The sequence below is a fragment of the Limimaricola cinnabarinus LL-001 genome, from assembly GCF_000466965.1.
GTDB classification, from domain to species: domain Bacteria; phylum Pseudomonadota; class Alphaproteobacteria; order Rhodobacterales; family Rhodobacteraceae; genus Limimaricola; species Limimaricola cinnabarinus.
In genome coordinates, this window is the sequence record NZ_BATB01000006.1 from 64,872 (window position 1) to 80,369 (window position 15,498).

General features: G+C 67.5%; 12 protein-coding genes, 1 tRNA gene and 1 pseudogene. 8 read left to right on the plus strand and 6 right to left on the minus strand.

Annotated features, from left to right (window positions below; genetic code table 11):
- Positions 1–111: 111 nt before the first annotated feature.
- From lptB to MBELCI_RS04010, 6 genes are all read right to left on the minus strand, one after another.
- Entirely contained in the window at positions 112–873 is a 762-nt protein-coding gene (gene lptB / locus MBELCI_RS03985; protein WP_021692869.1) for an LPS export ABC transporter ATP-binding protein, read from the minus strand.
- Positions 870–1,355, minus strand: a complete 486-nt coding sequence (locus MBELCI_RS03990; RefSeq protein WP_021692870.1) for an LptA/OstA family protein — start codon at positions 1,353–1,355, stop codon at positions 870–872. Before MBELCI_RS03990 ends, lptB begins: the two co-directional genes overlap by 4 nt.
- Positions 1,352–1,957: an LPS export ABC transporter periplasmic protein LptC gene (gene lptC / locus MBELCI_RS03995; protein WP_021692871.1), complete on the minus strand. Its 606-nt coding sequence runs from the start codon at positions 1,955–1,957 to the stop codon at positions 1,352–1,354. Before lptC ends, MBELCI_RS03990 begins: the two co-directional genes overlap by 4 nt.
- The gene (locus MBELCI_RS04000; RefSeq protein WP_162833745.1) at positions 1,957–2,961 is read right to left on the minus strand and encodes a KpsF/GutQ family sugar-phosphate isomerase; all 1,005 of its coding nucleotides are present in this window, start codon (positions 2,959–2,961) and stop codon (positions 1,957–1,959) included. Before MBELCI_RS04000 ends, lptC begins: the two co-directional genes overlap by 1 nt.
- The gene (locus MBELCI_RS04005) at positions 2,939–3,550 is read right to left on the minus strand and encodes a ribonuclease D (RefSeq protein ID WP_021692873.1); all 612 of its coding nucleotides are present in this window, start codon (positions 3,548–3,550) and stop codon (positions 2,939–2,941) included. The genes MBELCI_RS04000 and MBELCI_RS04005 overlap by 23 nt, the downstream gene beginning before the upstream one ends.
- 31 nt (positions 3,551–3,581) lie before the next feature.
- Positions 3,582–3,668 (minus strand) — tRNA-Leu (locus MBELCI_RS04010).
- Between the two features lie 215 nt (positions 3,669–3,883).
- Between MBELCI_RS04010 and MBELCI_RS04015 the strand changes: the two genes are divergently transcribed.
- The 8 genes and pseudogenes from MBELCI_RS04015 to fzlA all read left to right on the plus strand — a co-directional run bounded on the left by MBELCI_RS04015 (position 3,884) and on the right by fzlA (position 15,470).
- Positions 3,884–4,867, plus strand: coding sequence for a complex I NDUFA9 subunit family protein (locus MBELCI_RS04015; RefSeq protein WP_045319672.1), 984 nt, complete (start codon positions 3,884–3,886; stop codon positions 4,865–4,867).
- Between the two features lie 18 nt (positions 4,868–4,885).
- The gene (locus MBELCI_RS04020; RefSeq protein WP_021692875.1) at positions 4,886–5,692 is read left to right on the plus strand and encodes an undecaprenyl-diphosphate phosphatase; all 807 of its coding nucleotides are present in this window, start codon (positions 4,886–4,888) and stop codon (positions 5,690–5,692) included.
- Positions 5,693–5,849: 157 nt separating this feature from the next.
- Entirely contained in the window at positions 5,850–7,289 is a 1,440-nt protein-coding gene (locus MBELCI_RS04025) for an NAD(P)-dependent oxidoreductase (RefSeq protein ID WP_021692876.1), read from the plus strand.
- A gap of 139 nt (positions 7,290–7,428) precedes the next feature.
- On the plus strand, positions 7,429–8,148 hold the full coding sequence (locus tag MBELCI_RS04030) for a hypothetical protein (RefSeq protein WP_021692877.1): 720 nt from the start codon (positions 7,429–7,431) through the stop codon (positions 8,146–8,148).
- Positions 8,135–12,682, plus strand: coding sequence for a glutamate synthase large subunit (gltB, locus tag MBELCI_RS04035; RefSeq protein WP_021692878.1), 4,548 nt, complete (start codon positions 8,135–8,137; stop codon positions 12,680–12,682). Before MBELCI_RS04030 ends, gltB begins: the two co-directional genes overlap by 14 nt.
- A 184-nt stretch (positions 12,683–12,866) precedes the next feature.
- On the plus strand, positions 12,867–13,871 hold the full coding sequence (locus MBELCI_RS04040) for an alpha/beta fold hydrolase (RefSeq protein ID WP_021692879.1): 1,005 nt from the start codon (positions 12,867–12,869) through the stop codon (positions 13,869–13,871).
- Positions 13,872–13,969: 98 nt separating this feature from the next.
- Positions 13,970–14,736, plus strand: a pseudogene (gene mtgA, locus MBELCI_RS19760) (monofunctional biosynthetic peptidoglycan transglycosylase).
- A gap of 47 nt (positions 14,737–14,783) precedes the next feature.
- Positions 14,784–15,470, plus strand: a complete 687-nt coding sequence (gene fzlA, locus MBELCI_RS04055; protein WP_045319675.1) for an FtsZ-binding protein FzlA — start codon at positions 14,784–14,786, stop codon at positions 15,468–15,470.
- Positions 15,471–15,498 lie beyond the last annotated feature (28 nt).

The following is a 15,498-nucleotide window of genomic DNA, read 5'->3' on the forward strand; positions in this document are numbered from 1 at the left end:
CCGTCGCGTCGGAGCCGTCCGTACCTGTGGACAAGAGTGGTCGGTCTGCGTCATCGAGTCCCATCTCGCCCGATCGCGGCCCCGCTTGTCAACGCCGCCGTTGCGCCGCATTCAACTGATCCGGAAGCCCTGACCAAGATAGACGCGGCGCACGTTCTCGTCGCGGACCACCTCGTCGGTGGTGCCGGACATCAGCACGCGGCCGTCATGCAGTATATAGGCGCGATCAACGATTCCGAGAGTCTCGCGCACGTTGTGATCGGTGATCAGCACGCCCAATCCGCGGGTCTTGAGTGCGGCCACGAGATCGCGAATGTCGCCCACCGCGATCGGATCGACGCCGGCGAAGGGCTCGTCGAGCAGCACGTAGCGCGGATTCGCGGCGAGGCAGCGCGCGATCTCGACCCGGCGGCGTTCGCCCCCAGACAGCGCCAGCGCCGGCGCGCGACGCAAGTGTCCGATCGAGAAGTCCGACAGCAGTTCCTCGAGCCGTTCGCGCCGCGAGGTGCGGTCGGGCTCGGCGATCTCGAGCACGGCGAGGATATTGTCCTCGACGTTGAGGCCGCGAAACACCGACATCTCCTGTGGCAGGTACCCGATGCCCAGACGTGCCCGGCGATACATCGGCAGAAGCGTCGCGTCGCGCCCGTCGATCGTCACCTGCCCGCCTTCGGGACTCACCAGACCGGCGATGGAATAGAAGCAGGTGGTCTTGCCCGAGCCGTTGGGCCCCAGAAGCGCCACCACCTCGCCGCGGTCGAGATGCAGCGACACGTCGCGGATCACCGGGCGCTTGCGGTAGCTCTTGCGCAGGCCGGTGACCCGCAGGCCCCCCGATCCGGGCGTCAGGTCGAGGGCGGGGCGGTCGCTCATTGCGCGGGCTCGATGACGCTGCGCACGCCGCCCGTGAGCTGCGCGGTGCCCGCCGCGAGGTCGATCTCCATGCGCTGCGACGACAACGCCGTGCGCCCTTGGGTGAGCAACACGTCGCCGATGAGGGTCAGCGTACCGCCGGAGATGTCGTAGACCGCGCTCTCGGCTTCGGCGGCCTCGGTCGCGGTGACGAAGGTGACGCCGCCCTCCGCCTCGAGCCGGGCGATCTCGCCGGTGGCCTCGTCATAGACCACCTCGACCGTGGCGGCCGAGATCTTCATCTCGCCCTGACCGATCAGCACGTCGCCCTCGAAGGTGGCGCGCCCCGTGGCCTGATCGACGCTCAGGCTTTCGGCGGTGACCTCGACCGGGGCCGAGGGGTCGGCCGCGAGGCCGCCCAACGCCATCTGCGTCTGGGCCATGGCGAGGCCGGGCAACAGCAGCCCCGTGAACAGGGCGGCAATGGCGGTGGTGCGGATCATCGGCTCTCTCCTCGGCTTGCGGGATCATATAGCAGCCGCACGCCATCGGAGAACACCATGCGCGGCGCGGTCCCCTGCGGCATCTCGGTGCGCATCGCCCCGGCGGTGAGGCGGCCGAAGGGGCCGTCGACCGTGATCGCGCCGGTGGAGACGACGCGGCCGGTGCCCAGATCGGCTTCGAGCATCGGCGTTTCGACATCGTAGCCCATCGAGGTTGCGATCGAGACCGGCCCGTCGAACCGCAGCCGCCGTGCCTCGGCGTCGATCTCGCCGGTCGCGGCGCGCATTTCGATCCGTGCCCCGTCCGGGGTCTCGACCACGCCGCGCGGGGTGTCGATCGCATAGATCCCTTCGGCCTGCGGCCGCACCGTCGCCGCCTCGACCGAGATCGACGCGCCGTTTTCGGCGGTGCCCGCAAATCGCGGCGCGCTGACCCTTTGCTCGTTGGCGATGGCCTCGATTTCGGCAAAGGGGATCTCGCTGGGTCCCTGTGGCGCGCGCGCGATCAAAAACAGCGTCGAGAGCAGCACCAGCCCGAGCAGCGGCAGCAGCACCTTGGCGCGGCCGATGAACCGCGAATAGGCATTGTCGCGCGCGTGCATCAGGCCACGCCGGCCCGCAGGCAGTCATGGATGTGCAGGATGCCCAGAGGGCGGCGCGCGGCATCCTCCTCGTCCACCACGAACAGGCAGGTGATCTTGCCCGCGTTCATATGTGCCAGCGCCTCGGCGGCGAGCGCGTCGGGCCGGATGGTGCGCGGGCGCGGCGTCATGACCTCGCCGGCGCGATGGTCGAGAAGCCCCGACATGTGCCGCCGCAGGTCGCCATCGGTGACGATTCCCGCGAGCCCGCCATCCTCATCGACGACCCCCACGACGCCGAAGCCCGCGCCGGTGATCGTCAAGAGCGTGTCGGACATCGGCGCGTCGAGCGTCACCAGCGGCAGTTCGGATGCGCCATGCATCAGGTCGCGCACCCGCGCCAGCCGCGCGCCGAGCTTGCCGCCGGGATGAAAGGCCCGGAAATCGGCCGCCGTGAAGCCGCGGCCGCGCATCAGGGCGATGGCGATCGCGTCGCCCAGCGCCAGCGTCATCGTGGTCGAGGTGGTGGGCACCACGCCGATGCCGCAGGCCTCCGGCAGGGCGGGGAGGGCGATCGCGATGTCGGCCTGTGTCATCAGGGTGCTCTGGGGCCGCGCCGCCACGCCGATCAGCAGAATGCCGAATCGCCGCGTATGAGCCACGAGATCCGCCAGTTCGGGCGTCTCGCCCGAGTTCGACAGCACCAGCACCACGTCGCCCTTGGAGATCATGCCCAGATCGCCATGGCTCGCCTCGGCGGGGTGCACGAAGGACGCGGGGGTGCCGGTCGAGGCGAGGGTGGCGGCGATCTTGCGCGCGACATGGCCCGATTTGCCCATGCCCGAGACGACCACCCGCCCGGTGGCGGCGCGGATCGCCGCGACGGCGGCCGTGAAGCCGCCATCGAGCCCGCGCGCGAGCGCCGCGAGACCGGCGGCCTCCTCGGCGATCACCTGCCGCGCGATCTCCAGATCCCTCGCGGGCTGATCCGCGTCGCCCATCTCAGTGCGCGAAGATGTCGGCATCGGGCCAGCCCGCGAGGTCGAGGGCGGCGCGGGTGGGCAGGAAGTCGAAGCAGCTCTGCGCCAGCTCGCGACGCCCCTCGCGTTCGAGCTTGGCGTCGAGCGCGGCCTTGAGGCGGTGCAGGTGAAGCACGTCCGAAGCGGCGTAGTCGAGCTGCGCATTGGTCAGCTCTTCGGCGCCCCAGTCCGATTGCTGCTGCTGCTTGGAAATATCGACGCCGACCAACTCCTGCAGCAGGTATTTCAGCCCGTGCCGCTCGGTGAAGGTGCGCACCAGCTTGGAGGCGATCTTGGTGCAGTAGACCGGTGCGGCGGTGGCGCCGAAGGCGTGCTGCATCGCGGCGATGTCGAATCGGCCGAAATGGAACAGCTTGAGCACCTGCGGGTCCTTGAGGAGCCGCACGAGATTGGGTGCCGCGCTCTGCCCGGGCCGGATCTGGATCATGTGGCAATGCCCGTCGCCGCCCGACATCTGCACGAGACAGAGCCTGTCGCGGATCGGGTTGAGGCCCATGGTCTCGCAATCGATGGCCACGACGGGACCGAGATCGAGATCGTCGGGAATATCCTGCTGGTAAAGGTGGTTCGCCACGATGTCCTCGCTGTTGATCTACGAGGAGGGATGGTGCCCAGGAGAGGACTCGAACCTCCACGTCCTTTCGGACACTGGCACCTGAAGCCAGCGCGTCTACCAATTCCACCACCTGGGCAGGTCGTGTGAGGGGCGATCTACGGAATGGCGCGGGGGGTGTCAACGGGCAATCCGCGGGAAATTTTGCTGTCCCTGCGGAAGGCGACGATGGACGGGACCGAGGGCGGCGCGGCGCGGAGGGCCCGTGGCGAGCGGTGCCGGATCGGCGCTTGTCCGCGTGGCTCCCGGGGGGTAAACCGCGAAGCGTCAATTCACCTTATCAGGGCGGGGCAGATGACCGGACTTGTGACCATCTACGGCGGATCGGGCTTCCTCGGACGCTATATCACGCGTCGTCTGGCGCAGCAGGGCTGGCGCGTCCGCGTCGCCTGCCGCCGCCCCGAAGAGGCGCTGTTCGTGCGCACCTACGGCGTCGTAGGTCAGGTCGAGCCGGTGTTTTGCAACATCCGCGACGACGACAGCGTGCGCGGCGTGATGACCGGCGCCGACGCGGTGGTGAACTGCGTGGGCGTTCTGGCCGAAAAAGGCCGCAATACCTTCAAGGCGGTGCAGGAGGAGGGCCCCGAGCGGATCGCCCGCCTCGCCGCCGAGCTGGGGGTGGCGCGGATGGTGCATGTCTCGGCGATCGGCGCCGACGCCGAGAGCGAGAGCGAATACGCCCGCAGCAAGGCCGCGGGCGAGGCGGGCGTGCTGCGCCACATGCCGCAGGCGGTGGTCCTGCGCCCCTCGATCCTGTTCGGCTCCGAGGACGAGTTTTTCAACCGCTTTGCTTCGATGGCGCAGATATCGCCGGTGATCCCGGTGGTCGGGGCCAACACGAAGTTCCAGCCGGTTCATGCGGACGACGTGGCCAATGCCGCCGCCCTCGCGGTGACCGGCCATGCCGCCCCCGGTGTCTACGAGCTGGGCGGGCCCGACGTGCATAGCTTCCGCGAGCTGATTGTGCAGATGCTGCGGATCATCCGCCGCCGTCGCCTCGTGCTGGCGCTGCCCTTCGGCGTGGGCCGTCTGATGGCCACCGCTGGTGGTGTGGTGCAGATGCTGTCCCTCGGGCTGGTGCGCGCGCCGATCACCGCAGACCAGGTCGCCAATCTGCGCCATGACAACGTCGTGGGCACAGGCGCCAAGGGTTTCAGCGATCTAGGCATCGAGCCGATCGCGATGGAGGCTGTGCTGCCTGACTACCTGTGGCGCTTCCGTCCCTCGGGGCAGTATCTGGCCATCAAGGAATCGGCGCGTAACCTGCGCCCGCACTAACGAACGGACAATAGTATCATGACCGGAGAGACGATTCTCCTGCCGCTCCTCCTCGGGCTTCTGGAGGGGCTGACGGAGTTCATTCCGGTGTCCTCGACCGGCCATCTGCTGCTCGCGGGGCATTTTCTCGGCTTCGAGAGCAACGGCAAGACCTTTGAGGTGGTGATCCAGCTCGGCGCGGTGCTGGCGCTGCTCACGCTCTATTTCGGGCAGCTTTGGCGGGTGCTGCGCGACGCGCCGCACGACCCCCAGGCGCGGCGCTTCATCGCCGCGGTGCTGATCGCGTTCCTGCCGGCGGCGGTGATCGGGGTGCTGGCGCATGACATCATCAAGACGGTGCTGTTCGAGACGCCTGCGCTGATCGCGGTGATGCTGGTGCTGGGCGGCATCGTGCTGCTCTTCGTCGACCGCATGGCGCTCAACCCGCGTCATGACGACGCGATGAAGTTGCCGGTGCGCACGGCGCTGGCCATCGGCTTCTTTCAGGTGCTGGCCATGGTGCCGGGCGTCTCGCGGTCGGGGGCGACCATCGTCGGCGGGCTGCTCATGGGTGTGAACAAGCGCGCGGCGGCGGAGTTCTCGTTCTTTCTGTCGATGCCGACCATGGCCGGGGCGGTGGCCTACGATCTGTTCAAGAACCGTGACGTGCTCGACTGGAGCGCGCTCAACGAGATCGCCATCGGTTTTGCCATGGCCTTCGTGTCGGGGGCGATCGTGGTCAAATGGCTGCTCGGCTATGTCTCGCGTCATGGCTACGCGCTGTTCGGTTGGTGGCGAATCATCGTCGGGGTCGCGGCCCTCATCGGTCTGTTTCTGGTTGGATGAGCGCATAGGTATTTCATACTGACCTAAAAATCCTTCATGGCACCGAATAATTTCTCGACAGGCGCGCTAAAGCGATAAATGGGTCAGTGTTGCTGACTTTTCAACGGCACGGCCTTTCTGTATCTCACTCGCGAGCCCAGCCAGAGGGAGACCAGCCATGGCCGAGAACAAGATGCTGAAATTCGTGTCCGTACCGCGGGACATGCCGGAAAAGCGTCTGGCCACAGCGCGGCGCGAGGATTTCCAGGAGATCTACGCCGAGTTCGCCCGTGACAAGGCGGCCGAGCAGTCGAGCCGCTGCAGCCAGTGCGGCGTGCCCTATTGCCAGACGCATTGCCCGCTTCACAACAACATCCCCGACTGGCTGCGCCTGACCGCCGAAGGCCGCCTGCAGGAGGCCTACGAGGTCTCTCAGGCCACCAACACCTTCCCCGAGATCTGCGGCCGCATCTGCCCGCAGGACCGGCTTTGCGAAGGCAACTGCGTGATCGAGCAGTCGGGCCACGGCACCGTCACCATCGGCTCGGTCGAGAAGTTCATCACCGACACCGCGTGGGACGAAGGCTGGGTCCAGCCGATCCGTCCCGCCCGCGAGCGCACCGAGAGCGTCGGCATCATCGGTGCCGGTCCCGGCGGCTTGGCAGCGGCCGACTACCTGCGCCGCGCAGGTGTGCAGGTCACGGTCTATGACCGCTACGACCGCGTCGGTGGGCTGATGACCTATGGCATCCCGGGCTTCAAGCTCGAGAAGGAGATCGTGGACCGCCGCACGAAGCAGTTCGAGGAATCAGGCGTCGAGTTCGTGCTGAACTGCAAGGTCGGCGAGGACATCTCCTTCGACGCCATCCGCGGCAAGCACGATGCCGTGCTGATCGCCACGGGGGTCTACAAATCGCGCGACCTGCCCGACAGCGAGCATGGCGGCGTTGTGCGTGCCATCGACTACCTCACCGCCTCGAACCGCAAGAATTTCGGCGACGACGTGCCCGAATACGACAGCGGCGAGCTGAACGCCGAAGGCAAGAAGGTCGTGGTGATCGGCGGCGGCGATACCGCCATGGACTGCGTGCGCACGGCGATCCGTCAGGGCGCCGAAAGCGTGAAGTGCCTCTATCGCCGCGACCGGGCCAACATGCCCGGAAGCCAGCGCGAGGTCGCCAATGCCGAGGAGGAGGGCGTCGATCTGGTCTGGCTTTCGGCCCCCAAGGGCTTCGAGTGCGGCCCCGAGGGAGTGAAGGGCGTGCATGTCCACAAGATGCGCCTTGGCACCCCCGACGCCACCGGCCGCCGCATGCCCGAGAAGATCGAGGGCGCCGATTACCTTGAAGAGGCCGATCTGGTGGTCAAGGCGCTGGGCTTCGAGCCCGAGGACCTACCGACGCTTTGGGGCGTCGAAGGGCTGGAAGTGACCCGCTGGGGCACCGTGCGGGCCGAATTCGGCACCGGCGCCACCTCGCTCGACGGCGTCTATGCCGTGGGCGACATCGTGCGCGGCGCTTCGCTCGTCGTCTGGGCGATCCGCGACGGGCGTGACAGCGCCACCGCGATCGTGAATTATCTCGACCAGTCCGCCAGCGCCGGCGTCGCCGCCGAGTGAGCCCATGCGCGGGCTTTGGCCCGTGCCGCCCCGGGGCGCCGGTTATCGGGGGCTGATGCCCCGGCCTTCGGGCCGGGGTCGCCCGATCCCGACAGTTCCCGACGACCCATGTCCCGCCGACCCCGTTTCGGAGACCGCCATGAAGACGCCGATCGCCCTCCTGCTTTGCGCGTGGCCCGCTATGGCCAGTGCGCAGGCCCCACGCGAGGTGGCGCTGCCCGAGGGCTGCGCCGCCGCGCTGACCGTGCAGACCGCGAATTGCACCGTGTCGCATCATTTCACCTGCGAGGGCGACCCCGAGGGCTGGCGCCGCAGGGTCGATCTCGACCTCGACGGGGTGAGCTACTTCGGTGCCATCGACGCCGAGACCCAATGGGTCGAGAGCGTCTATCCGCGCGCCGACCGGCGCGAGGCGCTCGCTCCCGATCCCGCTGATCCGGCCTCCTTCACCGAACTGTCGGAAACCGGGGCCGACAGCTTCGATTTCACGACCCTCTCGGATCAGGTCGGCGAAACCCGCTATGTCGGCTTCGACAGCCTGACCGGCGAGACCGTCACCATCGACGGCGTCGAGCTTGAGCAGACCGATTACGAGGTACGCGCCACCGGCGAGGATGGCGAGGTCCTTTGGGTCAGCCGCGGCACCGAGTTCATCGACCGCGCCCGACGCATCTTCCTGTCGGGCACGAGCGAAGTGACCGGGCCGGAGGGCAGCTTCACCTCGGACGACACGCCGATCGAATTCATTCTTCCGGGCGAGCCGGGTTTCCTCTCGTCCAACCCCAAACACGGCTGCGGCGCGACCATGTCGTCGGCACCCGCCCCCATCGCCAAGGAGATCTTCCATGACCACCTATGATGACGCCTGGGTCGCCTCGGAAGAGGCCAAGCGCAAGCACATGGCCGAGCACGGCCTCTACCGCGAGGATGACGAGCACGCCTCCTGCGGCGTCGGCCTCGTCGTCGCGATCGACGGCACCCCGTCGCGCGCGGTGGTCGAGAAGGGCATCGCCGCGCTCAAGGCGGTCTGGCACCGCGGCGCCGTCGACGCCGACGGCAAGACCGGCGACGGCGCGGGCATCCACGTGCAGATCCCGCGCGCCTTCTTCGAGGACCAGATCCGCCGCACCGGGCACGAGCCGATGGCCGAGCGCCGTATCGCGGTCGGGCAGGTGTTCCTGCCGCGCAACGACTTCGGCGCGCAGGAGACCTGCCGGACCATCGTCGAGACCGAAGTGCTGCGCATGGGGCACTACATCTATGGCTGGCGCCACGTGCCGGTCGACATCACCTGCCTCGGTGAGAAGGCCAACGCCACGCGCCCCGAGATCGAGCAGATCCTGATCCGTTGCGAGAAGGACATCGACGAGGAGCAGTTCGAACGCGAACTCTACATCATCCGCCGCCGGATCGAGCGCGCCTCGGTCGCCGCGGGCGTGCGCGAGCTTTACCTCGCCTCGCTGTCCTGCCGCTCGGTGATCTACAAGGGCATGATGCTGGCCGAGCAGGTCGCCGTGTTCTACCCTGACCTCATGGACCCGCGCTTCGAGAGCGCCTTCGCGCTCTATCACCAGCGCTATTCGACCAACACCTTCCCGCAATGGTGGCTGGCCCAACCCTTCCGCATGCTCGCCCATAACGGCGAGATCAACACGCTCAAGGGCAACACCAACTGGATGAAGAGCCACGAGATCCGCATGGCCTCCTCGACCTTCGGAGAGATGGCCGAGGACATCAAGCCGATCGTGCCGCAGGGCAGTTCGGACTCGGCCGCGCTCGATTCGGTGTTTGAGGTGCTGGTGCGCGCCGGGCGCAACGCGCCGATGGCCAAGACCATGCTGGTGCCCGAGGCCTGGTCCAAGAGCCGGGTCGAGATGCCGCAGGCGTGGCAGGACATGTATTCCTACTGCAACGCCGTGATGGAGCCGTGGGACGGCCCCGCCGCTCTGGCGATGACCGATGGCCGCTGGGTCTGCGCTGGTCTCGACCGCAACGGCCTGCGCCCGATGCGCTACGTCGTCACCGGCGACGGCCTGCTCGTCGCGGGCTCCGAGGCCGGCATGGTGCCGGTGGACGAGGCCAGCGTCGTCGAGAAGGGCGCGCTCGGCCCGGGCCAGCTCATCGCGGTCGACATGGGCGAGGGCCGGCTGTTCCATGACAGCGAAATGAAGGACAAGCTCGCCGCCTCGCAGCCCTTCGGCGAGTGGATCGAAAAGGTCGTGAATCTCAACGACATCCTGCGCGACGTGCCCGAGGAGCCGCTGTTCGAGGGCCCCGAGCTGCGCAAGCGCCAGATCGCCGCCGGCTACTCGGTCGAGGAACTGGAGCAGGTGCTCGCGCCGATGGCCGAGGACGGCAAGGAGATGATCGCGTCGATGGGCGACGACACGCCCTCGGCCGTGCTCTCGACCAAGTACCGGCCGCTGTCGCATTTCTTCCGGCAGAACTTCTCCCAAGTCACCAACCCGCCGATCGACAGCCTTCGCGAAAGCCGGGTGATGTCTCTCAAGACGCGGTTCGGCAACCTCAAGAACGTGCTCGACGAAAGCTCCAGCCAAGCCGAGATCCTTGTGCTGGAGAGCCCGTTCATCGCCAATGCCGAGTTCGACACCATGGTCGAGCAGTTCGGTGACCAGGTGGCCTTCATCGACTGCACCTTCCCAACGGGCGGCGCGCCCGACGGGCTGCGCGCGGGGCTGGAGCGGATCCGCGCCGAGGCCGAGGACGCGGTGCGCTCGGGCGCCGGGCACATCGTGCTCACCGACCAGCATCAAGACGAGGACCGCGTCCCGATGCCGATGATCCTCGCCACCTCGGCGGTGCATTCGTGGCTGACCCGCAAGGGGCTGCGGACCTTCTGCTCGGTCAATGTGCGCTCGGCCGAGTGCATCGATCCGCATTACTTCGCGGTGCTGATCTCCTCGGGGGCGACCACGGTGAACGCCTATCTCGCGCAGGACAGCCTCGCGGATCGCCTGAACCGCGGCCTGCTCGAAGGCACGCTCACCGACATCATGCGCCGCTACCGCGATGCGGTGGATGCGGGCCTGCTCAAGATCATGGCCAAGATGGGCATCTCGGTGATCTCGTCGTATCGCGGCGGTCTCAACTTCGAGGCCGTGGGCCTCAGCCGTGCGATGTGCGCCGAGTATTTCCCCGGCATGCACAGCCGCATTTCGGGCATCGGCCTCACCGGCATCCAGAAGAAGCTCGAAGAGGTGCACGCCCGCGGCTGGACCAAGGCGGGCGCGGATCTCGGCACGCTGCCGATCGGCGGTTTCTACAAGTCGCGCCGCTCGGGCGAGAAGCACGCCTGGGAAGCCACGACCATGCACATGATGCAGGCCGCCTGCGACCGCGCCTCCTATGAGCTGTGGAAGCAATACGCCTCTACCATGCAGGCCAACCCGCCGATCCACCTGCGCGACCTTCTCGCGATCAAGCCGATGGGCGAGGCCATCCCGATCGAGCAGGTCGAGAGCATCACCTCGATCCGCAAGCGTTTCGTCACGCCGGGCATGTCGCTGGGCGCGCTCAGCCCCGAGGCGCACAAGACGCTCAACGTCGCGATGAACCGCATCGGCGCCAAGTCCGACTCGGGCGAGGGTGGCGAGGATCCGGCGCATTTCCTGCCCGAGGCCAATGGCGACAACCCGAGCGCCAAGATCAAGCAGGTGGCCTCGGGCCGCTTCGGCGTCACCGCCGAATACTTGGGCGCCTGCGAGGAACTGGAGATCAAGGTGGCGCAGGGCGCCAAGCCCGGAGAGGGCGGCCAGCTTCCGGGGATGAAGGTCACCAAGCTGATCGCGCGTCTGCGGCATTCGACGGAAGGGGTCACGCTGATCTCGCCGCCGCCGCACCACGACATCTACTCGATCGAGGACCTTGCGCAGCTGATCTACGATCTCAAGCAGATCAACCCGCGCGCCAAGGTGACGGTGAAGCTCGTCTCCTCCTCGGGCGTCGGCACGATCGCGGCGGGCGTGGCCAAGGCCAAGGCCGACGTGATCCTGATTTCGGGCCACAATGGCGGCACCGGGGCCAGCCCCGCGACCTCGATCAAATATGCGGGCCTGCCGTGGGAGATGGGTCTCACCGAGGCGCATCAGGTGCTGTCGATGAACAACCTGCGCGGCCGGGTGACGCTTCGCACCGATGGCGGTCTGCGCACCGGGCGCGACATCGTCATGGCGGCGATGATGGGGGCCGAGGAATACGGCATCGGCACCGCGGCGCTCATCGCCATGGGCTGCATCATGGTGCGCCAGTGCCAGTCCAACACCTGCCCGGTGGGGGTCTGCACCCAGGACGAGGCGCTGCGCGGCAAGTTCGCGGGCAACGCCGACAAGGTGGTGAACCTGATCACCTTCTACGCGCAGGAAGTGCGCGAGATCCTGGCCTCGATCGGCGCGCGTTCGCTTGATGACGTGATCGGCCGGGCCGACCTGCTGACGCAGGTGTCGCGTGGCTCGGCGCATCTTGACGATCTCGACCTCAACCCGCTCTTGATTACGGTCGATGGCACCAAGAGCATCCGCTACGACCGCAACAAGCCGCGCAACGAGGTGCTCGACACGCTCGACGCCGAAATCGTCAAGGACGCCCAGCGCTTCCTCGAGGATGGCGAGAAGATGCAGCTGCAATACGCGGTGCAGAACACGCTCCGCACCATCGGCACCCGGACCTCGGCGCATATCGTCGAGAATTTCGGGATGCGGAACCAGCTGCAGCCCGACCACCTGACCGTCAAGCTCACCGGCTCGGCGGGGCAGTCGCTCGGCGCCTTCGCGGCCCCCGGCCTCAAGCTCGAGGTGTCCGGCGACGCCAACGACTATGTGGGCAAGGGTCTCTCGGGCGGCACCATCGTGGTGCGCCCGCAGATGCAAAGCCCGTTGGTGGCGAGCGAGAACACCATCATCGGCAACACCGTGCTCTATGGTGCGACGGCGGGCTATCTCTTTGCCGCCGGCCGCGCAGGCGAGCGTTTCGCGGTGCGCAACTCGGGTGCGCATGTGGTGATCGAGGGCTGCGGCACCAATGGTTGCGAATACATGACCGGCGGTGTCGCTGTGATCCTTGGCTCGATCGGTGCCAACTTCGGCGCCGGCATGACCGGTGGCATGGCCTATCTTTACGATCCCGAAGGCCTCGCCGAGCCGTTGATGAACACCGAGACGCTCGTCACCTGCGGCGTCACGGTCGATCACTGGGAGCGCGAGCTGCACGGGCTGATCGAGCGTCACCAGCTCGAGACCGGGAGCCGTAAGGCCGCCGAGATCCTGCAGCATTGGGACAGCGAGAAGCACAACTTCCTGCAGGTTTGCCCCAAGGAAATGCTGCGCCACATCCCGCATCCCCTCACCGTCGAGGAGGTGGCGCTGCCCGCCGAGTGATGCGAATCGCGGTCGAGAATCGAAGGGCCGGGGCGGCGACGCCCCGGCCCTTTCGCATCCAAGCGGGGAGGGGCATGGCAGCCATGCGGGAACCCGGCGGGGCCCTCAAGGGTAGTCATGCCGCACCGCAACATAGCCCGGAACACCGGCGCGACGGCGGCAACCTGACAAACGGATGTGCCCGATGACCTCCATGAACAAACGAGATCCGGCTTCCCTCTCGCGCAAGGCCGCGCAGCGGTTCAAGATCCGCGCCGTCGCGGGGACCGCCATCGCGACCATGGCGGCCTCGGCCTATGCCAACCACCGCCTTGCGAAGCGCGCCGAACGGGACAACCCGCCCATGGGGCGGTTCATCACGGTGAAGGGTGTGCGGCTGCACTACCTCGAACGCGGCACCGGCCCGGCGTTGGTGCTGCTGCATGGCAATGGCAGCATGATCCAGGATTTCGAGAGCAGCGGGCTGATCGACATGGCGGCGCGGCACCACCGGGTCATTGTCTTCGACCGGCCCGGCTTTGGTCACAGCGCCCGCCCACGCAACACCGTCTGGACGCCCGAGATGCAGGCAATGCTGCTACACGAGGCGCTGGGCCGGATCGGCGTGACGCGCGCAACGGTGCTGGGCCATTCCTGGGGCTGTTCGGTGGCGGTCGCGCTCGCCGACCGCTTTCCGGAGGCGGTTTCGGGGCTGGTGCTGGCCTCGGGTTATTATTACCCGAGCCCGCGCGCCGATGTCGTGGGCCTTTCGGCTCCAGCGGTGCCGGTGCTGGGCGACGTGCTGCGCTATGCCGTCTCGCCGCATCTGGCGCGGGTGATATGGCCCGCCGTGCTGGAGCATCTTTTCGCGCCGCGCCCGGTGCCCGCGAAGTTCGCGCAGTTTCCCAAGGAAATGGCGGTGCGCCCCTCGCAGATCCGCGCCAGCGCCGCTGAGACCGCGATGATGATCCCCCGCGCCGCCGCGGCGCGGTCCCGTTACGCGGCACTATCGATGCCCGTCGCCATCGTCGCGGGTGCCGAGGACCGGCTGATCGATTGCGAGGCGCAGTCGGCCCGGCTGCATGGGGAGATCGCCCAGAGCAGCTTCGACCGCCTGCCGGGGGAGGGCCATATGATCCAGCAGACCGCGACACATGCCCTCATGGCTGCGATCGACAAGGTGGCCGTGCCGCGCCCCCGCGCGGCCTGAACGGAGTGCGGCGGGGGCGATGCGACACCGCATCGCTCCTTGGAAACGGGCCCGAGGTTCGGCTTGACCGGACCCCGGCGGGCAAGGTCTATGGCGGCATGGCCAAACCCGTGAACACCTCCAAGACCGGCTCCGCCGCCCGACGCAACCGCAAGGCAAAAAGCGCCGCCGAGACGCCCGCCGATGCCGCTCTGCGCACGCCCGCGCGCTGGATCGCGCGCGTCGCCCTCTGGGCCGCTCTGGGCCTCGTCGGCCTCGCGGGCGCGCTGGTTCTGCTGTTTTCGACCTTCAACCCGCCGATCACCCCCTACATGATGTCCGAGCGCGCGCGGCTGGGCGAGATCGCCCATGATTGGGTGCCGATGGAGGAGATCGCGCCCGTCATGGCCCGCGCCGCCGTCGCCGCAGAGGACGCCAATTTCTGCCTGCACTGGGGGCTCGACCTCAAGGCGATCCGCACGGCGATGGCTTCGGGCGGCAATCGCGGCGCGTCGACCATCAGCCAGCAGGTGGTCAAGAACGTCTATCTCTGGCAGGGGCGCAGCTGGCTTCGCAAGGCGCTCGAGGCCGGGATGACGCCTGCCGTCGAGGCGGTCTGGTCCAAGAGGCGGATCCTCGAGACCTATCTCAACGTGGCCGAGTTCGACGAGGGGGTGTTCGGCGTCGGCAGGGCCGCACCGCATTATTTCGGCGTGTCCGCCGCCGACCTGTCGGAGGTGCAGGCGCCCGCCTCGCCGCGATTCTGCCGGACCCAAAGGCGCGATCGGCTTCGGACCCGTCGGACTTCGTACGCCGCCGCGCCGCCGCGATTCTCGACGGCGCCGCGACGATCCGGCGCGACGGGCGAGACGACTGCTTCGAGTGATGCGCACGGGATTGAAGCGGCGCGACAGTTGCGGCAGATAGGGGAGCATGCAGAACAACCGTCCCGCCACGCACCGCCTTTATCACTACCCGCTCTCGCCTTTCTCGCGAAAGGTGCGGCTCAGCCTCGCCGAAAAGCGGATCGAGGTCGAACTCGTGGAAGAGCGTTACTGGGAGCAGGATCCCGAATTCCTGCGCCGCAACCCGGCGGGCAAGGTGCCGGTGCTCAAGCTCGGCAACCGCATGATGTCGGAGAGCGCCGCGATCTGCGAATATCTCGAAGAGGTGCAGCCCGATCCGCCGCTGCTGCCGCAATCGGTCGATGCCCGCTACGAGGTGCGCCGTCTGGTGGCGTGGTTCGACGACAAGTTCCACCGCGAGGTGACCTCGAAGCTCTTGGGCGAACGGGTGTTCAAGAAGGTCATGGGCGGCGGTTACCCCGACAGCACCAACGTCAAGGCAGGCGCGCGTGCGATCAAGTATCACCTCGACTACATGGCGTGGCTGCTGGACCAGCGGCGCTGGCTCGCGGGCAACGAGCTGTCGCTTGCCGATTTCGCCGCCGCCTCGCATCTGTCGTGCCTCGACTACATCTCGGACGTGGACTGGAACCGTTCCGAGACGGTCAAGGACTGGTACGCCAAGATCAAGTCGCGCCCGGCCTTCCGTTCGCTTCTGGCCGACCAGCTTCCGGGCTTTCCACAGCCCGCCCATTACGCCGATCTTGATTTCTGAGATGCCCCGCTTGGGGTCGCCGATCCGG